We start from the raw sequence: 26793 nt of genomic DNA on the forward strand, positions 1-26793 counted from the left end.
CAACGGGAGAGATCAAGAGATGCTGGCTGCGGAACGGCGGGACCACCTGCTCGGACTACTCGCTCGCGAGGGCAAGATCGTCGCCAAGGACGTCGCCGCCGCCCTGGGGATCTCCGAGGACAGCGTGCGGCGCGACCTCCGCGACCTCGCGGCCGAGGGACTGGTCCAGCGGGTCTACGGCGGCGCGCTCCCGGTCTCGCCGGCGGTGGTCGACTACGCGGCACGACAGACCGTCGCCCCGGACAGCAAGCGCAGGGTGGCCGCGGTGGCCGCCGGGCTGGTGCGCCCGGGCAGCGCGCTCATCCTCGACGGCGGGACCACGGCCCTCGCCGTGGCACAGGCCCTCCCGCCGGACCTCGAGTGCACCGTGATCACGCACAGCCCGACCATCGCCGTGGCCCTGCTGGACCATCCGACGGCCGAGGTCTTCCTGCTCGGCGGCAGGGTCTTCAAGCACTCGGCGGTCGCCTACGGGGCAGCGGCCGTCGAGGCCGCGCAGAACGTCTCCGCCGAGGTCTGCCTGATCGGCGTCACCGGCGTCCACCCCGAGGCGGGCCTGACCACCGGCGACGCCGAGGAGGCCGCGATGAAGCGGGCGCTGGCCGCGCGCGCCGCGGACACCTACGTCCTGGCCTCCGCGGAGAAGATCGGGACGGCCTCGCGCTACCGCGTGCTGCCCTGGGCGGAGGTCAGCGGCGTGATCACCGACGCCGCCCCGGACGACGCCGTCGTCGAGCAGGTCACGAGGCAGGGCGTCGAGGTGCTGTTCGCCGGGTGACGAGGCCCGCGAGCCGCTCAGGCCCCCGGCCGCTCCGCCTGCTTCCGGAGCAACTCCTCGACCGGGGTGGGCAGCGTCGTCTCGAAGTCGATGAGCTTGGCCCAGGTCGGCGTCACCACGATCCGGTACATCGCGTCATAGAGCGACCGCACCCCGGCCTCCCACTCGACCCGTTGCTCCGGGGTCATCTCGTAGCTGCTGTTCGCCTCCAGGTACTCGTCCGGGATGCCGTCGACCAGGTCGAGCTCCGCCCGGCCCCGGATCAGCAGGATCGTCGGCGGGTGCACCTCGGTGTCGATCGTCAGGGCGACCGCCGGGTTCACCCGCAGGGCGGCGAGCTTCGGCGCGTTCGTGGGCGTGCACATCACGATCTCGGCGCCGTTCCAGGAGAACCCGATCGGCACGTTGCGGGGCGTCCCGTCGGTGGCCACGTAGGCCAGCCGCGTGATGTCGCGGGCGAGCATCTCCTGACTGAGCGGGCGGTCCAGGACCTCGGCGATCTCGTGCGGTTCCATCGGTATCACTCCATGCATTCGCGCGGCCCGGGTGGCTGCTGGTATCCCTGGGACGGAGCCGCGACCCCGTTCTCGACACCGAGGGAAGACGATGACCGATCAGCGCCTGCCGGATGCCGAGACGATCGAGACCGTCCTCGCGTCCCAAGGGGGCGCGTGGGGCCGCGGGGTGCGGGTGCTCTCGGTGCGCGACCTGTCCCAGGGGCTGAGCCGGGCGGCGGTCCTGCGGGTCTGCGTCGCGGTACCGCACACGGAGCCGTCGGTGTGGATCGTCAAGGTTCCCGGCTGGGGCCAGCAGTCCCTGCTCGAGTCGCGCGACGAGCAGCTCGACCACCGCGAGGCCCACTTCTTCCGGAGCGGCGTGGCGGGCCTGCTCCCCCGAGGGACGACGGCGCCGCCGCACGTGACCGTGGTCGGCCACAACGGCCTCGACTGGATCATCATGCGCGACGTCGACGCCGTGCTGCAGCAGAGGTGGACCCCGGCCAACGCGATCACGGCAGCCGAGCGCGTCGCGCTGCTGCACCTGCCGGCGGACGGCGAGCCCGGCCTGCTCGACGCGCCCTGGCTGGAGCGGGCGGGTTACGCCGCCTACGCGCACCACGTGCCGGCCGCGCACGACAACCTGGAGGCGCTGGCCGCCGACCCGCGCCTGCGGACGCTGTTCACCCCCGAGCAGGTCGACGCGCTGCACGCCGGCCTGGAGGCCGCGCCCCACCTCGCGGCACGTGCCGCCGAGATCCCGACCACGCTGGTCCACGGCGACCTCACGCCCCGCAACGCGGGCCTGGACGCCGACGGCGGGCTCGTGCTCATCGACTGGGAGCACGTCGGCGTGGGACCGGTGGGCTACGACCTCGGCACGTTCGTCTCGATGTACCGGGCGTTCGGTGGCCACGGCGAGCTGGACGAGCCGGCCGTCCTCGAGGCCTACGCCGAGACCCTCAGCACCCTGGCCGGTACCAACCTGCGGGCGCCCGCGGCCCTCGGCTACGCCGTCGCCCACCTCACGTGGGGACTGCACCTGCGCCTGGGCCCCGGCCTGACCGCCGTGCGGCAGGGGCTGAACAGCGACGCACCGGCGAAGCTCGCCGCGCACCTCGACGACATCCGGTCCGGCTGCCTGCGCGCGCTGTCCTGGGCGCCCGTGACCCATGCCGTGACCGCGGGCCGCTGAGCCGCTCGCTCCCCGGGACATGCCGCGGGGCCGGCATCCGGGTCCGCCCGGCTCGAGCTGCCCGGCGGCGACCGCAGCCAAGTTGACGGGCGGTTCAAGTTAGACCTACCGTCCTTGACCATGAAGACGAGTGACACGGTCGCGGAGGCGACCCCGGTGGTCGAGACCCCGACGGAGGCGACCTCCGGCGTCGCCGACGGCGCCTCGGTCAGTTCCTCCCCGTTCGAGATCCTGCCCGCGGGCGAGGCGTTCGGCGTCTGCTCCGTGGACGGGGTGTGCTCCTGATGGCCGGTGCGTTCGGCCGGGCGGCCGACAAGCTCGTGATCGACGTGTGGAGCGACGTGATGTGCCCGTTCTGCTACATGGGCGACGCGCTCCTGGAGCAGGCGCTGGGGCAGTTCCCGCACTCCGCACAGGTCGAGGTGCGCTACCACAGCTTCCTGCTGATGCCGCAGCTCACCAGCGACGTACCGATCGACCTCATGGACCTGCTGGCGGCCGAGCGAGGCTTCCCACGCGAGCAGGCCGAGGCCATGCACGAGCAGATCTCGGAGCGCGGCCGCCAGCTCGGGCTGGACTACCGGTTCGAGCAGGCCAAGGCCGTGGGCACACGCACCGCGCACCAGCTCAGCCACTTCGCGGCCGGCCACGGCAAGCAGCACGAGATGGTCCAGCGGCTGTTCAAGGCCTACTTCACCGAGGGCCTGAACGTCGCGGACCACCAGGTCCTGGGCGACCTGGCCGCCGAGGTCGGCCTGGACCGCGACGCCGCGCTCGCGGCTCTCGCGTCGGAGGAGTTCGCCGACGCCGTCGAGGCCGACATCCGGCAGGCCCGGCAGTACGGCATCACGGGCGTGCCGTTCTTCGTGTTCGCCGGCAAGTACGCGGTCTCCGGGGCGCAGCCGGTGGAGTCGTTCCTGCGGACGCTGGAGACGAGCTGGAACGAGACGATCGGCGCCCCCGCGGTCGCCGGAGCCGGAGCCGATCGGTGACCACTGACCCGCCACGGCTCCGCGCCGACGCGCGGCGCAACGTCGAGGGCATCCGGCTGGCTGCCCTCGACGTGTTCCGCGCGGGCGGGCTGAACAGTCCGCTGGACGAGGTGGCGCGGGCCGCGGGGGTCAGCAAGGGCACGATCTATCACCGCTTCGGGGGCCGGCAGGGCCTGATCGACGCGGTGGTCGAGGAGCTGTTCGCCGAGCGGATCGCGGGGATCATCAGCGAGGTCGCTGCCATCGAGGATCCCGTCGAGCGGTTCGAGGGCTACCTGCGCCGCATCTGGCTGGTCGCGTTCGACGAGCCCGCCGCCAACGACGTGCTGCTGCGCACCCAGCCCGGTTCCGGGGCGCTGACCGCGCTGTGCGAGCGCGCCAACGAGGTCGCCGGCGGGTTCCTCGCCGATGCCCAAGCCACCGGCGCGATCCGGGCGGACCTGAGCGCGGCCGACGTGTACGTGCTGATCTGGGAGCGCGGCATCATCGCCCGCGCCTGCGAGCCGCAGCACCGCGAGGGCTTCATCCGCAGCTTCGAGCACACCCTGCGGGGGCTGCACGCGGACGCGTGAGTTGGCACCCAGCTTTCGGCAGTTGGCATCGAGATCGGTCCAGGCCTGAGCCGATCTCGATGCCAACTGCCGACGCCAAGGGCAGACTGCCGAATCAGCGGCGGCTAACGTGGAGCGCATGCAGCCTGCGGAGATGCGGACAGCCCGGCCGACCGTCGTCTTCGACGTGCTCGGCACCCTCGTCGACCAGGCCGGGAGCCTACGTCGGCAGGTCGCCGCCGTCACGGGGTCCGACGACGGCGCCGCGGCGGACGTCGTCGCCCGCTGGCTCGGCCACGTCGCGGAGCAGGAGCGTGCAGTCGTCGAGCGGCGCCGGTCATTCGCCCCCAGCCACGAGCTCGACCGAGAGGCCCTGGACGCGCTGGCTCGGCAAGGTGTGATCACCGCCGATGCGGTGGGCGCACTGGCCGACTCCGGCGAGCGGCTGGACCCCTGGCCCGACACCGTGGCGGGCCTCGACAAGCTGTCGGCCGACGTCGCGGTGCTGGGCCTCTCCAACGCGAGCCGCCGCTCGCTCGCCGGGCTCGCCGCAGGCGCCGGGCTGCGGTGGCACCAGGTGCTGTCGGCCGAGGACGCCGGCACGTACAAGCCCGCCCGCGAGCTCTACGAGCTGGCGCTACGGAGCGTACCGGCGACGTCGGGCAGACCGTTCATGGTGGCCGCGCACGCCTGGGACCTGCGCGGCGCGGCGGCCGCCGGGCTGCGTACGGCGTACGTACCTCGACCCGACGGCGACGCGCCCGGCCCCGACGACACGTTCGACCTCTACGCGACGGACCTGAACGACCTGCACGCCCAGCTCCTCGCCGCCTCCTGACCTGCTTCTTTCGGCAGTTGGCATCGAGGTCGGCACAGGCCTGAGCCGATCTCGAAGCCAACTGCCGACCTCACGGACGGGGCGCCGCTCCCCACCGGCTAGCCTCCGTCGGGTGATCGTGACCGAGCTCGACGGCCTGCCCGTACGTCTGCGCGCACCCCACGACCTGTCGTTCACGGCCCGCTGGGGCACGGTGTTCGCCGTGCTCGACCAGCAGGACTCCGGAAACCTCTGCCTGGGCGTCGAGGGACCGGCGGGCCGCGTGTTCGTCAAGTACGCGGGCGCGCCCACGGTGCGGTACGACGGCGACGTCGACACCGCTGTCGCCCGCGCGCGCCGCGCGGCCGAGGTGTACCGGGCGCTCGCCCACCCCACGCTCGTCACCCTGCGCGAGGCCGTGGACGTCGGGGCCGGGCACGCCCTGGTGTTCGACTGGACCGACGCGACGCCGGTGGGCCGCCAGTACGAGCGGACGCACGTGGTGCGGTCGATGAGCCTGGCGGCGCGCGTCGACGCGGTGCGGCAGGTCTACGACTTCCACGCGCACGCGGCGGCGCTCGGCTGGGTGGCCGTCGACCTGTACGACGGCTCGGTGATGATCGAGCCGGCGTCCGGCCGCGTCGTGCTGTGCGACCTGGACTTCTACGAGCGCGCTCCCCTGGTCAACCGCATGGGCCGGATGTGGGGGTCGTCCCGCTTCATGTCGCCCGAGGAGTACGAGCTCGGCGCGCAGCTCGACGAGGTCACGAACGTCTTCGCGCTCGGCACGCTCGCCCACACCTTCCTGGGCGACGACGCGACACGGTCGCCCGCGGACTGGGCCGGCTCGGCGGCGCAGCTGGCCGTCGCCGAGCGTGCGGTGCGCCCCGGACGGGACGCCCGCTGGCCCTCGGTCGCGGCGCTGGCCGAGGCCTGGCGGGCCGCGCTGTAATCTTCCGGCATGCCGGAGAGCGTGAGCAGACCAGACAACGGCCGGACCGCCCCCGCGGCCTACGGCGCACCCGTCTCGCCCCAGGGCGTGGACGCCCCGCTGCGCCGGTCCGCCGTCTTCCTCACGCTGGTCGTGGCCGACGGCGACGAGGCGATGGCCACCGTCCGCGAGGTGCTCGCCGACCTGGGCGGGCTGGTCAAGACGGTCGGCTTCCGCGACCTGGCGAACCCGGTCTCGTGCACCGTCGGCATCGGCAGCCGCATCTGGACGGACCTGACCGGCCAGGAGCGGCCCGCCGAGCTGCACCCGTTCCGCGAGATCGCCGGTGCCGCGCACACCGCCGTCTCCACCCCGGGTGACCTGCTGTTCCACATCTGGTCGGATCGGCAGGACCTGTGCTTCGAGCTGGAGCGCCTGCTGCTCGACGCGCTCGGCACCGCCGTCACGACCGCCGACGAGGTCTCGGGGTTCCGCTACTTCGACACCCGCGACCTGCTCGGGTTCGTGGACGGCACAGCCAACCCGGTTGGCCGGGACCTCCCGGAGTCCACCCTCGTGGGCGACGAGGACCCCCGGTTCGCCGGGGGCAGCTACGTCGTCGTGCAGAAGTACCTGCACTCGCTGACCGCCTGGCAGGCGCTCACCACCGAGCAGCAGGAGCAGATCATCGGCCGCACCAAGGCCGACGGCGTCGAGCTCGACGACGCGGCCGAGGGGCAGAAGGCGCACAAGACGCTCGCCACGATCACCGACGAGGACGGCGAGCACGACATCCTGCGCGACAACATGCCGTTCGGCCGGCCCGGGCACGGCGAGTTCGGTACCTACTTCATCGGCTACTCGCGCCGCCTGTGGGTCATCGAGCGGATGCTGGAGCGCATGTTCGTCGGCGACCCGCCCGGCCTGCACGACCGGCTCCTCGACTTCTCGACCCCGGCGACGGGCACCACGTTCTTCGTGCCGCCCACGACGGTCCTGGACGCGCTCGACGCCGGCTGAGACCACAGGGCAACTCACCTCTTTTGTGGGATGCGCCCCCGGGACACCGGCCTAGCGTGAGAGGGGCCCGTCCTCCCCCGTGACGAAGCGGAGCCCCCATGCGTCCCGACACGCACGCCCGCACGATGCTTCCCATCCCGGACCGGCCGACACCGGGCCTGACGACGTACGACGCCAAGGATCCCGCCACCTCGTACCCGCCGATCGAGCCGCTGCTGCCCCCGCCGGGCGCCCCCAACGTGCTGATCGTGCTGCTCGACGACGTCGGCTTCGGCGCGGCGAGCGCGTTCGGCGGCCCCTGCCGGACGCCGACGGCGGAACGGCTCGCCGCCGGCGGCCTGCGGTTCAACCGGTTCCACACCACCGCCCTGTGCGCACCGACGCGTCAGGCGCTCCTGACGGGCCGCAACCACCACTCCGTGGGCATGGGAAGCATCACCGAGACGGCGACGTCGGCCCCTGGGAACAGCTCGCTTCGTCCGAACACCAAGGCTCCGCTGGCCGAGACGCTGCGGCTGAACGGGTACTCGACGGCGCAGTTCGGCAAGTGCCACGAGGTGCCGGTGTGGCAGTCGTCGCCGATGGGCCCGTTCGACGCGTGGCCGACCGGCGGCGGGGGCTTCGAGACGTTCTACGGGTTCATCGGCGGCGAGAACAACCAGTGGGCCCCCGCGCTGTACAGCGGGACCACTCCGGTCGAGCCTCCGGCCACGGCCGAGGAGGGCTACCACCTCACCGAGGACCTGGTGGACCACGCGTGCTCCTGGGTACGGCAGCAGAAGGCGCTGATGCCCGACAAGCCGTTCTTCGTCTACCTCGCCCCCGGCGCGACGCACGCCCCGCACCACGTGCCGCGGGAGTGGATCGAGAAGTACCGCGGCACGTTCGACGACGGGTGGGACGTGCAGCGCGAGCGCACCTTCGCCCGGCAGAAGGAGCTCGGCGTGGTGCCGCCCGAGGCCGACCTGACCGAGCGGCACGACGAGATCCCAGCCTGGGCCGACATGCCGGACGAGCTCAGGCCCGTGCTCGCGCGCCAGATGGAGACCTACGCGGGCTTCCTGGAACACACGGACGTGCAGGTCGGGCGGCTGATCGACACCCTGGAGGACCTGGACGTACTCGACGAGACGATCGTCTACTACATCATCGGCGACAACGGGGCCTCGGCCGAGGGCACGGTCAACGGCGCCTTCAACGAGATGGCGAACTTCAACGGCATGGCCGCACTGGAGACGCCCGAGTTCCTGCGCTCCAAGATGGACGAGCTCGGCTCCCCCAGCTCGTACAACCACTACGCCGTGGGCTGGGCATGGGCCATGGACACCCCGTACCAGTGGACCAAGCAGGTCGCCTCGCACTGGGGCGGCACCCGCACCGGCACGATCGTGCACTGGCCGGACCGCATCGCCGAGCACGGCGGCCTCCGCTCGCAGTTCACGCACGTCATCGACGTGGCCCCCACGATCCTGGAGGCAGCCGGGCTGCCCGAGCCGACCACCGTGAACGGTGTGCTGCAGTCGCCCATCGAGGGCACCTCAATGCTCTACACGTTCGACGACGCCACGATGCCGGAGCGGCACGACCTGCAGTACTTCGAGATGTTCGCCAACCGCGGGATCTACGACCGCGGGTGGAGCGCGGTCACGAAGCACCGCACCCCGTGGGCGCTCACCGGCGCGGAGCCGCCCGCGTTCGACGACGACGTCTGGGAGCTGTACGACGGCCGGACCGACTTCAGCCAGGCGCACGACCTGGCCGCCGAGCGCCCCGAGATGCTGGCCCGGCTCCAGCGGCTGTGGCTCATCGAGGCCACGAAGTACAACGTGCTGCCCATGGACGACCGCACCGCCGAACGGCTCGTGCCCGAGCTCGCCGGCCGGCCCACCCTCATCCACGGCGGCTCGCAGCTCTTCTTCCCCGGCATGGGGCGGCTGTCCGAGAACAGCATCGTCAGCGTGAAGAACCGGTCGTTCTCCGTGACGGCCGAGGTCGATGTCCCGCCGGGCACGGCCTCCGGCGTGCTCATCGCGCAGGGCGGCCGGTTCGGCGGCTGGTGCGTGCACGTCGTGGACGGACGGCTGAACTTCACGTACAACGTGCTCGGCATCCGCCGGTACGACGTCACGGCCGGCGAGCCGGTGCCCGGCGGCAAGCACCAGCTGCGCGCGGAGCTCGCCTATGACGGCGGCGGGCTGGGCAAGGGCGGCACGGTCACCCTCTTCCACGACGGGTCGCCGGTGGGCAGCGGCCGGGTGGACGCCACCCAGCCGCTGGTCTTCTCGGCCGACGAGACCACCGACATCGGCTACGAGTCCGGGACCAGCGTCTCCGGCGCCTACACCCCGGCCTCCAGCCGGTTCGCCGGGCGGATCAGCTGGGTGCAGCTCGACGTCGGCACCGACGACCACGACCACTACATCAGCCCCGAAGAGCGGCTCCGGGTCGCGATGGCCCGGCAGTAGGCGGGTCCGCCGTGCGCGCCGAGGATCCGCGACCACGCCACGCCGCCGCGGGCCCCGCCGCCGGCGAGCGGGGCGAGTCGCTCAAGGAGCGGGCGGCGTACCTGTACGGGCTGGTCATCACCGGGTCCGTGCTCGCGTCAGCCCCCTCGGAGCTCGGGCTCGTCCGGGTCGCCATCCTGCTGGGCGGCACGCTGCTGGTCTACTGGTGCGCCGAGTCGTACGCCCACCTGATCGCCGCGCGCTCCGTGGCCCGCCGCCCCCTGTACCCCGATGAGCGCCGGCACGTGCTCGGCGAGGGCCTGCCGCTCGTCGCGGCGTGCACCGCGCCCGTCGTCGTGCTGCTGATCGAGGCGGTGCTGCGGGTGCCGCCGAACCTCGCCGTCGACATCGCGCTCCTGGTCAACCTCGCGCTGCTGCTGCTCGTGGGCTGGCGCATGAGCACGGACGGCGGGCTGACGGGCCGCAGGCGCCTCGGCTCCACCCTGGTCGCGGGTCTGCTGGGCGTCGCGATGATCGGGCTCAAGCTGGCCCTGCACTAGCCGGTGCGGCCGTCGGGTCCGGCGACGTCGCTCCCGTCGTCGGGCGGAGCGGAGGTCGCGGTGGCGGGCCCCGTGTGCAGCACCTCGCGCGCCTGCTCGGCGGCCCGGACGATGCTCTCGCTGATGAAGTCGAGGAACCGGGCGATGTTCTCCAGCCGCGCGGCGGCGGGTGTGCTCGCCCCGAGCACGACGACGCCCTCGCGGGCGGTGGCGGCGAGCTGGTCGTTGGCCCGGGCGCTGGCGATCGTCGACTGGTACCAGACGTCGTTGTCCGCCACGTACCGCTCGCGCCGGCCGCCCTCGTCGCGCTCCCGGCGCACGAGGCCCTGGCTCTCGAGAAAGGTGATCGCCTTCGACACGGAGGCCGGGCTCACCTGGAGGCGCTGAACCAGCTCGGCCGCCGTGACGCTCCCGGCGTCGGTCGTGAACAAGCAGGTCAGCACGCGCGCGGTCATCCTGGGCAGACCCGAGGCCATCAGCACGCCGGTGAGCGACTCCTCGAAGTCGGCCACCGCCGCCGCGTCGCGCCCGTGGGCCTGCGGGGCCGGCTGAGCGTCCCGGGGCGTGGCCTGCCGGCTGCGGTGGGCCCGGCGCTCCGTGGCGCGGTGCGCCACCTCGGCGCGGTAGCCGGTGGGGCCGCCGTTGCGCAGCACCTCGCGCGTGACCGTGGAGGTCGGGCGGTCCAGGCGCCGGGCGATCTCGGCGTAGGACAGGTCGTCGGCCAGCCCCAGCGCGATCTGCTGGCGCTCCTGCCTGGTGAGTCGGCCTCCCGGCATGACGGTCTCCTCCGGTGAACTCTCGGGGTGGTCCCTGCCTGCCCACCATAGCGTTCACTTCCACTCCATTGCAATGCGGTCGAGCGTTGCGTTGCGTTACTTTCTGATCTGTTGCAACAGTTTTGTGCTCCTGACCTGCGTAAACAGAAGAACAACGCAACAAGTATGTTGCCTGGTTCTGGAAAGCAACGTAGCGTTTGCGATGTCAGAAACACAGGGCAGCCACCAGCACAGGAGTCGATCACCATGCAGAACTTCGCCACCCCCGCCGCGATCTCCGCCGTCGTCGAGATCCCCGCCGGACGGGTCCAGCTCATCGCCGCCGACCGCACCGACACCACCGTCGAGGTCCGGCCCACCAACCCCGCCAAGAACCGCGACGTCCAGACCGCTGAGCAGACCACCGTCACCTTCACCGACGGCGTGCTGGAGATCCGCACCGCCGAGCCGCGCAACAAGCTCGTCGGCCACGCGGGTTCCGTGGAGGTCACCGTCCAGCTCCCCGCCGGGTCGGGTCTCGAGGGCAGGTCCGACGCCGCCGAGCTGCGCGCCGTCGGCCGCCTGGGCGACGTCGTCTTCGACGGCGCGTACCAGCAGATCAAGGTCGACGAGGCGGCGACGCTCCGCCTCACCGCGATCGACGGCGACGTCGAGGTGGGCCGGCTCACCGGCGCCGCCGAGATCAGCACCGCCCGCGGTGACATCCGCATCGCCGAGGCGACACGCGGTTCGGTCGTGCTCAGCACCCAGTCCGGTGACATCACGGTCGCCGCGAGCGCCGGCGTCTCGGCCGCGCTCGACGCCGGTACGACCCTCGGCCGCATCAGCAACACCCTCAAGAACGACGGCGCCGCCGTGCTCGACATCCGCGCGACGACCGCCCACGGCGACATCACCGCCAGCAGCCTCTGATCCGACCGGTCCGGGCCGCAGGGCCCGGACCAGGCATCACCCGCGCACCGCGCACCGACCAGCACCACTTCCCGCACCACGAACCGACAGGTGGAGAACATGACGAACGACAGCGCTTCCTCGACCAGCACCGCGTGGTCCGGCCTGGTGCCGGTCGACGACACCGCGCTGGCCGTGACCGACACCGGCGGCCCGGGCCTCCCGGTCGTCTTCCTGAACGGCCAGTTCGCCACGCAGGGCTACTGGCGGAAGACCCTCGCCGACCTGGGCAGCGGCTACCGGCACATCACCTTCGACGAGCGGGCCCGCGGCAAGAAGTCCGGCACCTCGTCCGACTACTCCTTCGAGGCCGCCGTCCGCGACGTGGACGCCGTCCTCGCGGCGCGCGGCGTGGAGAAGGCCCTGGTGGTGGGCTGGTCCTACGGGGCCGTGGTCGCCGCCCACTGGGCGCAGCGCAACCCGGAGCGCACCCTGGGTGCGGTCCTGGTCGACGGTGCCTTCCCGCACGACTGGCTCGACGACGCGATGGAGGTGCGGATCCGCAAGCTCTTCCGCCGGATGAGCTGGTTCACGGTCCCGCTGCGGATCACCGGCATCACCCCCCGGATGTCGGCGGCGCAGCAGGCCGAGAGCAACATCGAGCTCGGCAAGCTGTCCCGGGAGGCGGCCCTGGCGCCGGTGCTGAACGACATCCGCGTCCCGGTCCGGTACGTCGTGGCCTCGGGCACGTCCCTGGGCAGCAAGGGCGACGAGCAGGAGCAGATCCGGGCCGGGCTGGAGGCGGCGACCGCCGACAACCCGAACATCAGGATCAGCGCGAAGGTCGCCAGCAACCACGGGGCGATCCTCAGCAAGGACTACCACGCGATCGGTGACGCGATCCGAGAGGTCGCGGACCTGGGCACCGCGCAGAGGTAGGCGGCACGGGAGGACGAGGGCCGGGGCGTCGCGCGAGCGACGCCCCGGCCCTCGTTCCGTGTCCGACGCCGGCAGCCGACGTTGATGCCGGGTCAGCCGATCGGCCGCAGGTGCGCGTCCTCGGGCACCGGGATGCCGAAGCCCGGGGCGTCGCCCAGCCGCAGCACGCCGTCGACCGGGCCGAGCAGCCGCGGGTCGACGCCGGCCACGGTGCCGGGCACGCCCTCGACGATCTCGACGTTGCCGAGCCCGGCGGCGAGGTGTGCGGCGTACCGCGTCTTGAGCGGCCGGCCCCAGGCGTGCGGGGAGCCGTGCACGCCGTCCACCACGAGCTCGGGCATCAGGCGCCGCCACGCGGTGAGGCCGTACGACATGACGTCCATGAGCAGCACGTCGATCGACCCGGCGGCGGCGACCGGCCGCAGCGCGGCGACGTCGGGCGAGGTCTCGCCCTCCGCGATGCGCGTCTCCGGCGAGTGGGCGTCGAGCCAGGAGCGGAGCGCCTTGAGATCGTCGGCATCGTCGAGGAACGGCTCCTCGACCCAGAACAGGCCGACGTCGGCGACGGCCTCCAGGTAGGTGATGAACCCGTCGCGGGCGTAGCCGTCGTTGGCGTCCACCAGGATGCGGGCGTCGGGGAACGCGTCGCGGACGGCGCGGGTCACCTCGATGTCGCGGGCGTCGCCGGCCTCCCGCGGCAGCCACTTGTTGCCGCGGCCGATCTTGAGCTTGAAGTCCCGGAAGCCCAGGGCGGCGTCGGCCCGGCACTCCTCGACCAGCACGCCGACGCCGCGCGGCGCGTCGTCCGGGTCGAGGTCGTCGAAGTAGACGGCTCCGTCGTAGACGGCGACGTCGGGCGAGCCGCTCCCGCCGAGCAGCGCGTGCACAGGCACGTCGAGCACCACGCCGAGGAGGTCGTGCAGGGCGATGTCCAGCCAGTGCTCCGCGTCGTCGCGGATGCCGGTGGCGGGGTCGATCAGCTCCGAGAGCAGGCGCCCCTCGACCCGGGCGACGTCGCCCGGCGACCCCTCGAACAGTCCCCAGCCGGTCCGGCCGTCCTCGGTGACCAGCACCGCGACGTGGGAGTCGGGGCCGGAGCCGTGGCTGCCGAGCCGGGCGTTGCGGCCCACGGTCCGGGGGTAGCGGGTCTCCAGCGAGGCGAGCCGGACGGAGCTGATACGGGGGTCTGCGGAGGCCATGGGATCCAATCAGGGCAGGTCGGGTGGGCGTGCCGCGCCGAGCGCGACGGACAGGCGAGCGGCGGTGCGGCGCACCGCCGTCACGATGGCGGGCTGGGCCGCGACGATGCGGTCGCGCGGCCCGGCCACGCTGATCGCCGCGACGGGCAGGTCGCCCGCGCCGCGGATCGGCGCGGCCACGCAGCGCACGCCGGGCTCGCGCTCGGCGTCGTCGAGGGCCCAGCCGAGCTCGCGGATGCGGGCGAGCTCGGCGTGCAGCGCGGGCGGGGTGGTGAAGGTGGTGTCCGTGTAGCCCGTGAGCGGGATGCGGCCCACGACCGCCTCGGCCTCGGCGGCGGGCAGCGCCGACAGGTAGGCCTTGCCCAGGCCCGACGCGTGCAGCGGCGCCCGGCTGCCGAGCTTGGACACCACCTTCACCACCTGCGGCCCCTCCTCCTGCATCACGTAGCACATCTGGTCGTCGTCGAAGATCGCGATGAACGCCGTCTCCTCCGTCTCCGCGACCAGCTCCCGCAGGTGCTCGGGCCCGACGGCGTGGATGTCGAGGCCGTCCAGCGCCTGCAGGCCGAGCCGCATGACGACGGGACCGAGGCGCAGCTCGGTCTCGCCCACGACGTAGCCGCGCTCCCGCAGCGTGCCGACGATGCGGTAGGCGGCGCTGCGGCTGAGGTCGAGGTCGGTGGCCAGGCGCTGAACGGTCGCGCCCGGCGTCGCGGCGAGCCGTTCGATGATGTCCAGGCCGCGTGCGAGGGTGCCGGTGGAGTCATTCACGCTGCCATTCTCCACGGGGCCGGCTCATCCCTTGAGACCCGAACGGGCCACGCCGGCGATCACGAAGCGCTGCACGAACGCGAACAGGATCAGCACCGGGATGCTCGCGATCGCCGCGCCCGCCATGACCGCCGGATAGTCGGTGGCATAGGCGCCGCGCAGGGTCGCCAGGCCCGCGGGAAGCGTGAGCTGCTCCGGGTTGAACAGCACGTACAACGGCCAGAGGAAGTCGTTCCAGCTCCCCAGGAACGACAGCAGACCGAGCGTCGCGAGCGGCGCCCGGGACAGTGGCAGCACCACGCGCACGAAGATCTGCCAGCGGTTGGCACCGTCGATCAGCGCCGCCTCCTCCAGCTCCGCCGGGAGGCTCTGGAAGAACTGGACCAGGAAGAACACGCCGAACGCGCTCGCGGCGCCCGGGATGACGAGCGCCCACATGGTGTCGAGCCAGCCGAGCCCGTCGGCGATCAGGTAGTTCGGCATGAGGAAGACGAACCCCGGCACGAACAGGGTGCCGATGATCAGCGCGAACACGATGCGCCGGCCCGGGAACCGCATGCGGGCCAGCGGGTAGGCGGCCGCCGAGGCGGTGGCCAGCACCAGCACCGTGTGCAGCACGCCCACGAGCACCGAGTTGCCGAGCCAGCGCAGCAGCGGGGCCTGCGCGTCGGCGAAGAGCTTGGTGTAGCCCTCCATGGTCGGGGTGGGCGGGACCCACGCGGGCGGCAGCGCGGTGGCGTCGCCGGTGGTCTTGAACGACGTCGAGAGCATCCACAGCAGCGGGGCCATGATGATCACCGACAGGATCAGCAGTGCCGCGTACAGCAGCAGGGTGCCGACGACGCCGCGGCCGGTCGCCTCGTCGCGCCGGGCTCGGGCTACGGGCCGCCGCGGGGCCGCGGGCGGGGTGGTGCTGCCGGGGGGAACGACGGTGGTCGCCACGTCAGCTCTCCTTCTGTCGCAGGAACAGGAAGTTCAGGGCGCTCACGACGATCAGCAGCAGCGCGAGCAGGTAGCTCATGGCTGCGGCCAGGCCCATGCGGAACTGCTCCAGGCCCACCTCGGCGATGAACATGATGGCGGTGCGCGTCTCGTTGGACGGGTTGCCCGCCGTGAGCAGGTAGGACTGGCCGAACATGTTGGCCGAGGCCAGCACGGTCATGGTCAGCACGAAGAGGAGCACGGGGCGCAGCTGCGGGATCGTCACGTGCACGAACTGCTGCCAGCGGCTCGCGCCGTCCACCTTGGCGGCGTCGTAGAGCGCGTCGTCCACGTTCTGCAGACCCGCGAGGTAGACCACGGAGTTGAAGCCCATGGTCCACCAGACGGTGACGCCCACCAGGGAGACCCAGACCCAGGGGGTCGCCGTCAGCCAGGGCACGGCCTCGGTGACGCCGAGCTCGGCGAGGTACCCGTTGATCAGGCCCGTGTTGCCGTTGAGCAGGTACTGCCACAGCAGACCGATCACGCTGACGCCCAGCACGTAGGGCGCGAAGAACACGGCGCGGAAGAAGGTGCGCCCGCGGAACCGCTGGTTGAGCAGGAGCGCCAGGCCCAGCGGGATCGCCATGAGCAGCGGCACCGAGAGCACCACGAACAGGCCCGTGGCCCGCATGCTCTCCCAGAACTGCTGCGCCACCAGCGCGTCCGGGGTGAACAGGTCGACGTAGTTCTGCAGGCCGACGAACGGCCGGTCGGGCAGGAAGAAGTCCCAGTTGTGCAGGCTCATCCAGAGCCCGGACACGGCGGGGACCAGCACGAACGTGCCGAAGATCAGCAGGAACGGCGCGAGGAACAGGTACGGCGTCCAGGGCCGGGGCCGGTGCGGCGGCCCCGCGCTGCGGCGGGCCGGCTCGGTGGGGCGGCGCGCGACGTCGTCGGCGGGGCGGCCCGGCAGGGTGGTGGCGGTCATCTCAGGCCCTCCCGTACTTCTCGGCGTTCTCCTGCAGCAGGAAGGACGCCTGGGTCGTCGCGGTCTCCAGCGCCGCGCCCGGGTCGCCGAGCGAGAGCAGGGCGTCCCCGATCGCGGGGTACAGGATCGTGGTCTGCACCTCCGCGATGCCCGGCACCAGCGGGTAGAAACGGATGTGCTCCACGCCCTCGGCCACGTGTGACTGCGCTGTCAGCTCGGCCAGCTCGGGCGAGTCGAGGATCGGCAGGCGGGCAGGGACGGGCCCCGCGGTGGCCCAGCCGATCGAGTTGGCCAGGATCCAGCCCAGGAACGTCACGACGGCGGCCAGCCGGTCGGCGTCGAACCGCGGCTGGCGGGCGACGACGAACTGGTGCGAGCCCGAGAACGCCGCGCGCCGCTCGCCGATCTGCGGCAGCGGGGCGACGTCCCAGTCGAGGCCGTCGACCGAGCCGAGGTCGTTGATCAGGGCCCCGGGCCCGCCCCACAGGAAGGCGTTCTGGTCGTTCTTGAACGCCGTCGAGGCGTCCGAGCCGCTGACGTTCCGCGGGCTCCAGCCCTCGCGGATCAGGGTCTGCTGCCAGGTCAGCGCATCGATCCCGGCCCGGCTGCCGAACGTGGCGGCGGTGCCGGCGTCGTCGTAGTGCTCGCCCCCGAACTGCCAGAGCAGGGAGTCGAACCCGCGCCCCACGCCCTGCGGGTCGACGGCGGGCAGCCAGTGGCCGCTGATGCCGGCCGAGGCCAGCGCGTCGAGCGCGTGCTCGTACGCGGCCCGGCCCGTCGGCGGTGCGTCCGGGTCGAGCCCGGCCTGCTCCAGCACCCGGCGGTTGTAGAACAGGGAGTCGGGCCACATGTCCAGGGGCAGCGACCAGCGCTGGTCCCGGTAGACGCCGGAGCCCCAGACCACGGGGAGGTAGTCGGCCTCGGCGAGCCCCACGGTGTCGAGGATCTCGTCGACGGGCATGATCACCCGGCGCGCGGCGTTGGTCGCCACCTGAAAGTTGTGCATGAGCGCGAAGTCGGGCGCCAGGCCGCTCGTGACCGCCGCCGGGAACTTCTGGTAGAAGTCGCCCCACGGCAGGGCGTACATGTCGATGCCGATGTTCGGGTGCTCCCGCGTGAACTCCTCGATCAGCGTCCGCATGACCGGGCCGTCGCCGCCCGTCAGCCCGTTCCAGAACTTCAGCGTGACCGGCGGCCCGTCGTAGGCCGCGGGTACCCGCGGCATCCGCGCCGTGCCGATCGTCGGCGCGCAGCCGGCGACGGCCGCCGCGACGCCGGCGAACCCGGCGACGCCGATGGCCCGCAGGACCGTGCGGCGCGTGAGCGTACTCATCTCCACGTCTTCACCTCGTTGTGTGCCGTCCCACTGATCGGGACTGCTGTGTCGATGAACGGGACACTAGCGAAGGCGGTGGAGAGCGCGCAAGAGTCCGCGCCAAGAATGTGTGTGCGCATGCTTTCGAGATCGAAAGCATGCGCACACACATTCCGGTGCGGGCTTTCTGCCGGTCAGCGGGCGGCAGAATCCGCGTAGAGCTGGAGGAAGCGGGCCGTGGCGTGGGCCATCGACTCGATCTCGCGGGGGGTCCACGCTCTCGTTGGGAGCGTGGATGGCGGCGAGCCCTGGCCGAGCCTCGCCATCGGCCGGCCGTAGGCCTCCTCGAGGGCGGTGAGTCCATGGCGCTCGTGAGCAGCCTCCGGTCCTCGCGGTACGCGTGAGCCGGCGGACGGCGCCGCCGGCGGAAACCCCTCAGCCGGCCAGGATCCTGGCCTTCTGCGCGCTGAACTCGGCGTCGGTCAGGACGCCCTCGTCCCGCAGCTTGCCGAGCCGTTCGAGCTGGGCGATCACGTCCTCCGACCCGGACGACGCGGGCTGGGGCGGCGGCGCCACGTAGACCTGCTGCGGGGCCTGCTGCTGCGGCTGCGCGTAGCTCTCCTGCGTCGCCCAGCGGTTCGCCTGCCGCCGCGAGACCCGGTTGGACACCGCCGTGGCCGTGCCGGCCACGACCGCTGTTCGCGCCATGCCTCCGATGAGTCCCATCAGTCTTCCCCTCCCTGGGTCTGCGCCGGCGTCGTGCTCGGCGAGGTCTGCTCCGCCTCCAGGGCGTCCAGCGCCGCGGCCACGTCCTCGACCGGGATCCGGCCGCTGGCGATCACCTCCGCACCGGCGGCGCGCATGGCCGTCACGAACGGGCCGGCCCACGTGTTCTCGTACACGATCAGGCCGACGGCGTTCCCGGGGGCGATCAGCTCGACGCCCTGGTTCAGGTCGTCGTCGTCGAGCAGGCCCGAGCCCACGCCCTCGAACACGGTGAGGTCCAGCTCGCCGTCGTGGTCGAGGTCGCGCAGCTCGACGGCGACGACGTCACCCTCCTCGGTCCGGCGCGCGACCCGCAGGTCGAGGATCCGGATGATCCCTCGTTCGACCAGGTCCAGCAGGGCCGCCAGACCCTGGCCGTTCAGCCTGCTCTGCGGGAACTCCAGCGCAAGGTAGTCGATGGGTCCGACGTCCAGCTCGGTCATCTCCGGGCCTCCTGTGGTGGCGGGCGGGTACAACGCTTCCGGCACGACCCTGACACCACCCCGGGTGGTCGCGGCCCACCCGGACCGGGGTGGACCTGCGCCACCCGGGCGCGCGCCATGATCACGGGACAGACCCCCGGAGGCCCCCATGTCCGCCATCCCTACGTACGACGCCGACCAGCTCGCCGGCATCCTCGCGCTCCTGCCCGACGTCGACTCGGTCGAGCTCAAGCTCACCGTCCCCGACGACTTCCAGCGCTCCGTCGTGCGGGTCCTCGGCATCGACCCGCTCGACGCCGTCGTGCGCCAGGTCGCGTTCGTCGACACCCCCGACCTGCGGCTCTCGGACGCCGGTGTGGTGCTGCGCGCCCGGCGCACCCAGCGCAAGCCCGGCGACCTGACGGTCAAGCTCCGGCCTGCGATGCCGGAGGACGTGCCCGAGGGCTACCGCGGCCACGACGGCTTCAAGGTCGAGGTGGACGCCTCACCTGCCGGCTACACCTGCTCGTGCTCGCTCACCGTCCAGGCGCCCGACCGCAAGGTACGCAGGATGATGACCGGCGCCCGCGGCATCCACGGCATGCTCGACGACGACCAGCGGGCCCTGCTGCGCGAGCGCATGCCCGAGGGCGTCGCGCCCGACGACCTCGTCGTACTCGGCCCGGTCAACCTGATCAAGTGCCGGTTCCGCGCCAAGGGGTACCCGCGGCGCATGGTCGCCGAGCTGTGGGCCATGCCCGACGGCAAGCGGATCCTGGAACTGTCCACCAAGGCTCCGCCGGTCGCCGCCTTCCAGGCCGCCGTGGAGACCAAGGCCATCCTCGCGGGCAAGGGCCTCGACCTGAGCGCCCCGCAGGAGACCAAGACCAAGGCGGCGCTCGCCGCGCTGACGGCGCCCGGCGCAGGGTGAGCCGGGCGCGGCGCCGCCAGGCTCAGCGCCGCCAGGCACCCTCTGGCTGACCGCGCCGGTGCCGGTTCATCAGCGCCCGGGCGAGGTCGGCCGCCTCGGCGCGGGAGCCGCAGCCCAGCTTCCGGTAGATCACCTTGAGATGGAACTTGAGGGTGTTCACGGAGATGAACAGCTCGTCGGCGATCTCGCGCAGGCTCAGCCGGCTCGGCAGCATCCGCAGGATGCCGAGCTGCCGGTCGGTCAGTGCCTCGACGAGCTCGACGACGGCGGTCCCGGGTGGGGAGGCGCCCGACAGCGGCACCCGGCGGAGCCGGTCGAGCCAGGGCTGCGGCACCCGCCAGGCCAGCCGCTCGATCGACTCGACGACACCGGTCCCCTCCGACGCGAGGGTCTGCACCAGGCCGTGCGCGGCCCCGAGCCGCACCGCCCGCGTCAGGGCCGCCTCGGCCTCGTCCGCGTCCTGGGTGGTGCGGCTCAGCAGCAGGTCCAGGAGCACGTGGTGGCGCACGCAGCGCGGCGCGGTCCCGCGCAGCGCCGTGTCCGCCGCGCCGACGTCGCCGGTGGCGATGAGCACGCGCGCGGTCTCGACCCCGCCCCAGAACGGGTCGTCCACCTCGGTGGCCCAGCGCCGGGCGTCGTCGGGCCGGTCCTCTGCCAGGGCGAGCAGTGCGCCCGTGCGGGCGAGCAGAGTGCGGCTGCCGGGCCCCGGGAGCTGGGTGTCCACCATCTCGGTGGCCTCGCCGAACGCCCGCTCGGCCGCGGCCGCATCCCCCGAGTCGACGGCGGCCCGCGTCAGCTCCAGGCTCGCGAGCAGCCGGCAGTGCGGTACCGGGTCGCACGCCGTCTCGACCAGATGCGTCAGCACGGGCAGCGCCGCGGACTGCTCGCCGATCTCGCGGTTGGCCAGCGCCTCGGCGAGCGCCAGCTCCGTGCGCGCCGTCGTCTGGCTGGTCGTCTCCGAGACCTGCCGCGTGCCGTAGACCAGGCGCAGCGCCTCGACCGCGCGGCCCGCGAGGGCCACACCCAGGGCCCGGGTGGCCTCGAACGCGATCCGCCGTTCGGGGGCGGTGCTGATGGTGCGGGCCACCTGGCGCACCTCGGGCGCGGCGTCGTCCCAGCGTTCGGTGAGGGCGACCTCGCGGGCCAGCAGGTTCCAGCCGAACCGGCACAGCGGGTCGGCCTGCCACCCGTCCCCGATCGCGGCCAGGGACCACCGGGCCGACCGCGCCCCGGCGGTCCAGTCGCCCGAGACCGCCGCCGACGCCGCGCGCAGCATCTCCAGCCGCGCGACCAGCTTCGGCTCCAGCCCGTCGTCCTTGTCCGCCTGGGCCACGACGGCGTGCACGGTCTGCACGAACGCGCTCCGGTCGGCGAAGAGCTGGCACCACGCGAGGTCGATGGCCGCGGTCGTGTCGGACGCCGCGGCGCCGGCCGGGATCTCGGCGAGCATGCGCCGCACCGTGGCCTCGCGGCCGCTGTCGTAGAGCTGCGGCACGCACGACGCGAGCAGTCGCAGGGCTTCGCGCCCCTCCTCGGCGCGCAGCAGGTGCTCGAGGGCGGCCACCGGCTGCCCGGTGTCCTCGAACCAGCGCGCGGCGCGCTGGTGCAGCTCGGCCAGGCGCTCGGGGTCGCGCCGGCGCAGCTCGACCAGGAGCGCGTCCCGGACCAGGGCGTGCGTCTCGTAGGCCCCCGAGGGCTCGATGCGTGCCGCGAACAGTCCCCGCTCCTCGGCCCGCTCCAGCAGGCGGGGTGCGTCGAACCGGCCCGCGAGCGCCCGTGCGAGGTCGGGCTCGGCCCGGTCCACGACGGACACGGCGATCAGCACGTCGACGACGTCGGCGGGCTCGCCGCTCAGCACCTCGTGCCACACGTAGTCGCCGAGGTAGCGGCCGACGTCGTCCTGCCCCGGCGCGCCGGCGGAGGCCCGGGCGTCGGCGGCGCGGGCCGCCAGGGCGGCGAGCTGGATGCTGGCGGCCCAGCCGCCCGCGTGCCGGGCGGCCTTGGCGACGCGGTTCGGCGGCAGCGTGGGCGCGAGCCGGGCGAGCATCTCGGTCGCCTCGTCGAACGAGAACCGGAGCTCGGGGAACCGCACCTCGCCGAGCATGCCGCGGGCGCGCAGCCGGTCCACGGGCAGGTGCGGGGCGTGCCGGCTGACCAGGACCACGCGCAGCCACCGCGGCAGGTGCTGCACGAACATCGTCAGTGCCCCGGAGGCCACCGCCTCGTCGACCACCTCCAGGTCGTCGATCACCAGCACGCGCGGGTCGTAGCTGCGTGACTCCAGGTCGTCGAGCAGGGTTCCGACGGCGTCGAGCAGCGCGCGCCGGCGCCGGATCAGGTCGGCGGCCGCTTCGGCGCACCCCGGGGCGATCCCGTCGAGCGCGGCGAGGATGCTCAGCCAGAGCTGGGCGGGGTCGCGGTCCGACTCGTCCACGGACAGCCAGGCGTGCGGCAGGTCGGTCCAGCCCACCCAGTCCCGCAGGAGGGAGGTCTTGCCCGAGCCGGCCGGCGCGACCACGAGCGTGAGCGGCGACTCGACGGCGGTGTCGAGCAGCTCGATGAGCCGGGGCCGGCGCACGATGTGCTCGGGGTTGACCGCAGGCCGCAGCTTGGCCTGGTAGACCGTCGCCAGGGGACCAGGTGGGGTACCGGGCGCGGGCTGACGGTCATGCGGTACGCCCGGACCAGGTGAGTGCGTCATCGCCGCTCCACGGGATGGACCTCTTGCGAGGATATCCCCGGGCCGCGCCCCACGCCCCGCGGGGCCGTCACGAACCCGCGCGCTTGGCCTCCTTGACGGCCTCGTAGCGGTCCAGGGCCACGGCCCGCTCGTCCTTGTGGTCGACGACGCGGTCGGGGTACCCGGCCGGCACACCACCCGGCAGCTTCCAGGGCTGGTGGGCGGCCTTGCCGGGCACGTCCGCGAGCTCGGGCACGTACTTACGCACGTAGGCGCCGTCCGGGTCGAACCGCTCGCCCTGCAGCACCGGGTTGAACACCCGGAAGTACGGGGCGGCGTCGGTGCCGCTGCCCGCCACCCACTGCCAGCCGTGCTGGTTGGACGCGAGATCGCCGTCGACCAGCCGGCCCATGAAGTGCCGAGCCCCCCACCACCACGGCAGGTGCAGGTCCTTGACCAGGAACGACGCCGTGATCATCCGCACCCGGTTGTGCATCCAGCCCTCGGCCAGGAGCTGGCGCATGCCGGCGTCGACGACGGGGTAGCCGGTGCGGCCCTCACGCCACGCGTCGAACAGCCGGTCGGCCTCGGGACCGCTGTCGGTGGCCAGGGCGTCGAACGCACGGTCGTAGTTGTGCCGGGCGGAGTCCGGGCGCTGGTCGAGCACGTCGGCGTAGAAGTCGCGCCAGGCGAGCTCGTTGCGGAACGACTGGGCACCGTTCGACCGCTTGGCCGCGATGTCGGCGAGCAGGCTGCGCGGGTGCACGCAGCCGTACTTGAGGTAGACCGACATGCGGGAGGTGCCGGGCTGGTCGGGCCGGTCCCGGCCGTCCGCGTACTCCTGCAGGTGGTCACGCACGAACTCGTCCCACCGCCGGTGCGCCGCCGCCTCCCCCGGTTCGGGCAGGTCGGCGTCGACTGCGGGCTGGTCGGGGATCTTCGTGGACCGGACGTGGACCGTCGCCGGGTCGATCCAGTCCAGGTAGCCGGCGTCGGTGTCCGCGGGGGCGCGCCAGCCGTGGTCGGCCCAGGCCCGGCTGAACGGGGTGAACACCCGGTAACGGCCGCCGTCCCCGGACAGCACCCGCCCGGGCGCGACGGCGTAGGGCGAGCCGGTGCGCACCAGCTCGCGGTCGGCCTTCGCGAGCGCCTGCTCGACGTCGTTGTCCCGGGCCTGGCCGTAGGGGCCGAAATCGGCGGCGACGTGCACCGTCCCCGCGCCGACCTGCTCCGCGACGCGGGGCACGACCTCGACGGGGTCGCCCTTGACGACCAGGAGCCGGCCACCCAGGCTCTCGTCCAGGTCGCGCAGGCACCCGTACAGGAACCACAGGCGCGCGTCCCCGGCCGGCCCGAGCAGGCGCGGGTCGAGCACGAACAGGGCGAGCGCGGGGGTGCCCTGGCCCGCGGCGAGGAAGGTCGGCTGGTCGGCGACGCGCAGGTCGCGCCGGAACCAGATCAGCGCCGCATCATCGGTCATGCCGCCCACGGTACGGGTGCGGCGCCCGGCTCGCGCCCGGGTGAAACGGCCCGCAGTACGCTGGCGAGCCCAGCGCGGACAGGAGGCGTCCGCCGACGTCGTCCGCCGCGCACTCGACTGCCGGGAGGCACGTCCTGCACAACCACGAACCCGCTGGCTACGACTGCCCGTTCTGCGACTTCACCGCGGAGCGCGAGGCCGAGGTGGTCTACCGGAACGACCGCGTCTTCGCGATCATCGCGCCCCGATGGTGGCCGCGAAACCCCGGCCACGTGCTGATCATCCCGGTGGCGCACCACGAGAACCTCTACGACCTGCCGACCGCGGACGGTCACGCGGTCTTCGACGCGACCCGGCTGCTCGCCCGGGTGATGCGCACCGCCTACGACTGCGCGGGCGTCTCGACCCGGCAGCACAACGAGCCCGCCGGCAACCAGGACGTCTGGCACTTCCATCAGCACCTCTTCCCGCGCTACCCCGGCGACGACCTCTACGGCACGCTCCCGGAGCCGGACTGGCTCCCGGTCGAGCGGCGCCGGGCCTACGCCGCGCGGCTGCGGGACGCGCTCGGCTGAGGTGGCGCTGCGCGCGTGGGCTGCGGGGTGGTCGGCTGGTCGGCAGCATGTCAGGTGGTCGGCAACCCGGGTTGCCGACCACCTGACATCCTGCCGACCACACTGTTCAGGCGGGCGCGCGGTGAGCGCCGCGCCTCACTGACCCTTCTGCGCGACCGCGGCGGTGAACTCCCAGTGCCACGGCTCGTACGGGCCGACGCCGCCCGCCTGCGCCCAGCCCGGGTTGTCCCAGCCGAACTCCGGCGCGTTGGCCTTGAGCCAGTCCCAGCGGTCGCCGGCGTAGCCGTCGGCGCAGATGTCGATCGCGAGGCCCCAGCCGTGGTTGGACGTGCCCGGGGTCGCCGTCAGCGTGGGCTTGGCGGCCTTGGCCGTCACCTGCGCCGCGTAGCTGCGGTAGCCGTCGGTGATGCAGATCGCCTCGCCGAACTGCTCGGTGTACGCCTGGTTCAGGCGGGCCAGGGCCACGGCCGCGTCCGCGCGGATGGCGGGGTACCCGTCCCACAGGTCGCACAGCTCGCTGGCCGGGATCTGGCCGTTCGTGCCCGCGCCCGTGGCCACGCCGTCGCAGCCGGGCAGCACCGGCGGGGCGTCGACCTCCACCGCGGAAGCCTCCTCGGCCGGGAGCACCGCGTCCCGGGGAACGGTCACGCCGGCGGACGCCCCGAGCGACGAGCGCTCCTGGCTCCGTGAGGCGCCGCTCTGCCGGTCGGCCAGCGCGGCCGCTGCCGCGCTCTGCGTGCCCTGCCCGTCGGCCGCCGCGGCGGCGTCGCCCCCGAGGGCGATCTCGCCCGTGGTCGGCGCCCCGAAGGAGACGGCGGTGAACGACGTCGTCGAGGCCAGCGCGAGGCCGACACCGATCTTCAGCGGCAGCCGGCCCCGGACCGACGGGCGCGGGTGCCGCACCGGGGCGGCGGCGTGCCGGCCCTTGCTGTGGCGCCCGCCGGCCCGTCGCGCCGCACGCCCCGTGGGCTCCGGCAGGGACCGCTCGCGCCCGTGCCTCATCGGGTTCCCCGGGATCGGGCGCGGCACGGCAGGACTGGCTGACCGGGGACGCGTGCGCGCCCGGGGAAAGTCGATGGCATGGAGCATCTCCCGGCGCCTGCGAGGTTAGCTGTCGGGTTCGGGTCGGAGACTGACCCGGCCGGCGGCCGAAACCGCACGACTCCACCCCGAGGACACCTAGGTGTCCAAAAGTGGGTCCCCCGTCCCTGTCATGTGGTTCGTCGGTACCCCCGGCGGTGACAGGGCTCGGCGCCCGCCGGGACGTCCCGCGGTGCTGCGGGCCGCAACGAATGTACCCCGCTCTGGCAAAGATGTCACGAAATAGTAACGAAGGCCGGATGTGGGCTGTCCCGTCAGACGGCGGGCGGGACCACCACGACCTTGCCGTGGACCTGCCCCGCGTCGGCCTGATCGTGGATCGCGGGCAGCTCGTCCAGCGGCACGCGCCGGGCGATCTCGACGCGCAGGTCGCCGCTGTCGACCAGGGCGACCAGGCCCAAGAGCACCTCGGCGTCGGGGTGGACGAATACTGTCGCCGCGCGCACGCCCCGCCCCTCGTCGCCAGGAGTCTGCACCCTCGGCGTCGTGGAGACGACGACGCCGCCGTCGCGGACCCGGGCAGCCAGGGCCGTGAACCCCTCGGGGGTGATCGGGGCCAGGTTGAGCAGCACGTCGACGGGCTCGGTCACCGCGTCGAGCACCGGGCCCGCCGTGTGGTCGACGATCTCGTCCGCCCCGGCCGCCTGGACGATCTCGGCACTGCGCGGGCTGGCCGTCGCGATGACGTACGCGCCGGCATGCTTTGCGAGCTGCACGGCGTAGCCGCCCACCGGGCCACCGGCGCCGTTGACCAGCAGGCGCTGACCGGCCCGGAGCTCGCCGGCCTCGAACAGTGCCTGCCAGGCGGTGAGCCCCACCGACGGCAGCCCGGCGGCGTCGGCCAGCGGGATCCGCGTCGGGGCCGCGACCAGGGCGTCGGCCGGCGCGACGACGTACTGGGCCGCCGAGCCGTCGGCCGTCATCGGGAGGAACCCGACGACATCCTGCCCCACGGCGAGGCCGTCCACCCCGTCACCGAGCGCGTCGACCGTGCCGGAGACGTCGTAGCCCGGGACATGCGGCAGCGCGATCGGGATCGGCAGGAATCCGCCGCGCATGCCGCCGTCGGCCGGGTTGAACGCCGAACCGGCGACGCGGACGAGCACCTCGCCGGCGCCGGGAACCGGCCGGTCGACGTCCTCGTAGCGCAGAACCTCGGAGCCGCCCGTCTCGTGGAACCGAACTGCCTTCATGATGCCGTTCCCTTCGGTCATGTGCTTCGGATTCGAAGCAACTGTCGAGCACGCTAGC

27 protein-coding genes and 1 riboswitch are annotated in these 26793 nt (G+C 73.0%); of the genes, 14 read left to right on the forward strand and 13 right to left on the reverse strand.

Features of this window, described 5'->3' with window-relative positions; genetic code table 11:
• Positions 1-19: 19 nt before the first annotated feature.
• Positions 20-778, forward strand: coding sequence for a DeoR/GlpR family DNA-binding transcription regulator (locus ACH47X_RS13135; protein WP_397404910.1), 759 nt, complete (start codon positions 20-22; stop codon positions 776-778).
• Between the two features lie 17 nt (positions 779-795).
• Here ACH47X_RS13135 and ACH47X_RS13140 read toward each other — a convergent pair whose 3' ends face one another.
• The gene (locus ACH47X_RS13140) at positions 796-1293 is read right to left on the reverse strand and encodes a pyridoxamine 5'-phosphate oxidase family protein (protein ID WP_397404912.1); all 498 of its coding nucleotides are present in this window, start codon (positions 1291-1293) and stop codon (positions 796-798) included.
• Between the two features lie 91 nt (positions 1294-1384).
• Here ACH47X_RS13140 and ACH47X_RS13145 point away from each other — a divergent pair, with 91 nt between their 5' ends.
• From ACH47X_RS13145 to ACH47X_RS13185, 9 genes are all read left to right on the forward strand, one after another.
• A complete protein-coding gene (locus ACH47X_RS13145) occupies positions 1385-2470 on the forward strand; it encodes a phosphotransferase family protein (protein WP_397404914.1) in 1086 nt (361 codons plus the stop codon).
• 120 nt (positions 2471-2590) lie between these two features.
• The gene (locus ACH47X_RS13150; protein ID WP_397404916.1) at positions 2591-2755 is read left to right on the forward strand and encodes a hypothetical protein; all 165 of its coding nucleotides are present in this window, start codon (positions 2591-2593) and stop codon (positions 2753-2755) included.
• The gene (locus ACH47X_RS13155) at positions 2755-3462 is read left to right on the forward strand and encodes a DsbA family oxidoreductase (RefSeq protein WP_397404918.1); all 708 of its coding nucleotides are present in this window, start codon (positions 2755-2757) and stop codon (positions 3460-3462) included. The genes ACH47X_RS13150 and ACH47X_RS13155 overlap by 1 nt, the downstream gene beginning before the upstream one ends.
• The gene (locus ACH47X_RS13160; protein WP_397404920.1) at positions 3459-4034 is read left to right on the forward strand and encodes a TetR/AcrR family transcriptional regulator; all 576 of its coding nucleotides are present in this window, start codon (positions 3459-3461) and stop codon (positions 4032-4034) included. The genes ACH47X_RS13155 and ACH47X_RS13160 overlap by 4 nt, the downstream gene beginning before the upstream one ends.
• A 118-nt stretch (positions 4035-4152) precedes the next feature.
• Positions 4153-4851, forward strand: a complete 699-nt coding sequence (locus tag ACH47X_RS13165) for a haloacid dehalogenase type II (protein WP_397404922.1) — start codon at positions 4153-4155, stop codon at positions 4849-4851.
• Positions 4852-4963: 112 nt separating this feature from the next.
• Positions 4964-5782 (forward strand): hypothetical protein, encoded by an 819-nt coding sequence (locus tag ACH47X_RS13170; protein ID WP_397404924.1) that lies wholly within the window; start codon positions 4964-4966, stop codon positions 5780-5782.
• Positions 5783-5791: 9 nt separating this feature from the next.
• Complete coding sequence (locus ACH47X_RS13175; protein ID WP_397404926.1) at positions 5792-6781, forward strand: Dyp-type peroxidase; 990 nt, start codon at positions 5792-5794, stop codon at positions 6779-6781.
• A gap of 98 nt (positions 6782-6879) precedes the next feature.
• On the forward strand, positions 6880-9246 hold the full coding sequence (locus ACH47X_RS13180) for an arylsulfatase (protein ID WP_397404928.1): 2367 nt from the start codon (positions 6880-6882) through the stop codon (positions 9244-9246).
• An 11-nt stretch (positions 9247-9257) separates the two neighbouring features.
• Positions 9258-9785 carry a hypothetical protein gene (locus tag ACH47X_RS13185; protein WP_397404930.1) on the forward strand — a complete coding sequence of 176 codons (528 nt, stop codon included), beginning with the start codon at positions 9258-9260 and terminating at the stop codon, positions 9783-9785.
• Here ACH47X_RS13185 and ACH47X_RS13190 read toward each other — a convergent pair.
• Positions 9782-10561, reverse strand: a complete 780-nt coding sequence (locus tag ACH47X_RS13190; RefSeq protein ID WP_397404932.1) for a GbsR/MarR family transcriptional regulator — start codon at positions 10559-10561, stop codon at positions 9782-9784. The two genes, ACH47X_RS13185 and ACH47X_RS13190, sit on opposite strands and share 4 nt — an antisense overlap.
• A gap of 246 nt (positions 10562-10807) precedes the next feature.
• On the opposite strand from ACH47X_RS13190, the gene ACH47X_RS13195 reads away from it, so the two are divergent.
• Positions 10808-11473, forward strand: a complete 666-nt coding sequence (locus ACH47X_RS13195; protein ID WP_397404934.1) for a DUF4097 family beta strand repeat-containing protein — start codon at positions 10808-10810, stop codon at positions 11471-11473.
• Between the two features lie 99 nt (positions 11474-11572).
• On the forward strand, positions 11573-12391 hold the full coding sequence (locus ACH47X_RS13200) for an alpha/beta fold hydrolase (protein ID WP_397404936.1): 819 nt from the start codon (positions 11573-11575) through the stop codon (positions 12389-12391).
• A gap of 92 nt (positions 12392-12483) precedes the next feature.
• Here the strand turns inward: ACH47X_RS13200 and ACH47X_RS13205 are convergent, their stop codons facing one another.
• The 7 genes from ACH47X_RS13205 to ACH47X_RS13235 all read right to left on the reverse strand — a co-directional run bounded on the left by ACH47X_RS13205 (position 12484) and on the right by ACH47X_RS13235 (position 18796).
• A complete protein-coding gene (locus ACH47X_RS13205; protein WP_397404938.1) occupies positions 12484-13590 on the reverse strand; it encodes an enolase C-terminal domain-like protein in 1107 nt (368 codons plus the stop codon).
• A 9-nt stretch (positions 13591-13599) separates the two neighbouring features.
• Positions 13600-14361 carry an IclR family transcriptional regulator gene (locus ACH47X_RS13210; RefSeq protein WP_397404940.1) on the reverse strand — a complete coding sequence of 254 codons (762 nt, stop codon included), beginning with the start codon at positions 14359-14361 and terminating at the stop codon, positions 13600-13602.
• Between the two features lie 24 nt (positions 14362-14385).
• The gene (locus tag ACH47X_RS13215) at positions 14386-15303 is read right to left on the reverse strand and encodes a carbohydrate ABC transporter permease (protein WP_397404942.1); all 918 of its coding nucleotides are present in this window, start codon (positions 15301-15303) and stop codon (positions 14386-14388) included.
• A 1-nt stretch (position 15304) separates the two neighbouring features.
• Positions 15305-16273, reverse strand: a complete 969-nt coding sequence (locus ACH47X_RS13220) for a carbohydrate ABC transporter permease (protein WP_397404944.1) — start codon at positions 16271-16273, stop codon at positions 15305-15307.
• Position 16274: 1 nt separating this feature from the next.
• Positions 16275-17606 carry an ABC transporter substrate-binding protein gene (locus ACH47X_RS13225; RefSeq protein ID WP_397404946.1) on the reverse strand — a complete coding sequence of 444 codons (1332 nt, stop codon included), beginning with the start codon at positions 17604-17606 and terminating at the stop codon, positions 16275-16277.
• 417 nt (positions 17607-18023) lie between these two features.
• Positions 18024-18314 carry an SHOCT domain-containing protein gene (locus tag ACH47X_RS13230; RefSeq protein WP_397404948.1) on the reverse strand — a complete coding sequence of 97 codons (291 nt, stop codon included), beginning with the start codon at positions 18312-18314 and terminating at the stop codon, positions 18024-18026.
• The gene (locus tag ACH47X_RS13235) at positions 18314-18796 is read right to left on the reverse strand and encodes a DUF6325 family protein (protein WP_397404949.1); all 483 of its coding nucleotides are present in this window, start codon (positions 18794-18796) and stop codon (positions 18314-18316) included. The genes ACH47X_RS13230 and ACH47X_RS13235 overlap by 1 nt, the downstream gene beginning before the upstream one ends.
• Before the next feature lie 148 nt (positions 18797-18944).
• On the opposite strand from ACH47X_RS13235, the gene ACH47X_RS13240 reads away from it, so the two are divergent.
• Positions 18945-19706 (forward strand): hypothetical protein, encoded by a 762-nt coding sequence (locus tag ACH47X_RS13240; RefSeq protein WP_397404951.1) that lies wholly within the window; start codon positions 18945-18947, stop codon positions 19704-19706.
• Between the two features lie 22 nt (positions 19707-19728).
• Here ACH47X_RS13240 and ACH47X_RS13245 read toward each other — a convergent pair whose 3' ends face one another.
• Positions 19729-22407: a LuxR C-terminal-related transcriptional regulator gene (locus tag ACH47X_RS13245; RefSeq protein WP_397404953.1), complete on the reverse strand. Its 2679-nt coding sequence runs from the start codon at positions 22405-22407 to the stop codon at positions 19729-19731.
• A gap of 67 nt (positions 22408-22474) precedes the next feature.
• On the reverse strand, positions 22475-23866 hold the full coding sequence (locus ACH47X_RS13250; protein WP_397404955.1) for a cryptochrome/photolyase family protein: 1392 nt from the start codon (positions 23864-23866) through the stop codon (positions 22475-22477).
• Between the two features lie 134 nt (positions 23867-24000).
• Between ACH47X_RS13250 and ACH47X_RS13255 the strand changes: the two genes are divergently transcribed.
• A complete protein-coding gene (locus tag ACH47X_RS13255; protein ID WP_397405138.1) occupies positions 24001-24441 on the forward strand; it encodes an HIT family protein in 441 nt (146 codons plus the stop codon).
• A 135-nt stretch (positions 24442-24576) separates the two neighbouring features.
• Here ACH47X_RS13255 and ACH47X_RS13260 read toward each other — a convergent pair whose 3' ends face one another.
• Both ACH47X_RS13260 and ACH47X_RS13265 read right to left on the reverse strand, forming a co-directional pair.
• Positions 24577-25443, reverse strand: a complete 867-nt coding sequence (locus ACH47X_RS13260) for a M15 family metallopeptidase (RefSeq protein ID WP_397404957.1) — start codon at positions 25441-25443, stop codon at positions 24577-24579.
• Positions 25444-25525: 82 nt separating this feature from the next.
• Positions 25526-25677, reverse strand: a riboswitch (cyclic di-AMP (ydaO/yuaA leader).
• Between the two features lie 119 nt (positions 25678-25796).
• Positions 25797-26735 (reverse strand): NADP-dependent oxidoreductase, encoded by a 939-nt coding sequence (locus ACH47X_RS13265; RefSeq protein ID WP_397404959.1) that lies wholly within the window; start codon positions 26733-26735, stop codon positions 25797-25799.
• Between the last annotated feature and the right edge of the window lie 58 nt (positions 26736-26793).

The sequence above is a fragment of the Promicromonospora kroppenstedtii genome, from assembly GCF_044389675.1.
GTDB lineage: Bacteria > Actinomycetota > Actinomycetes > Actinomycetales > Cellulomonadaceae > Promicromonospora > Promicromonospora kroppenstedtii.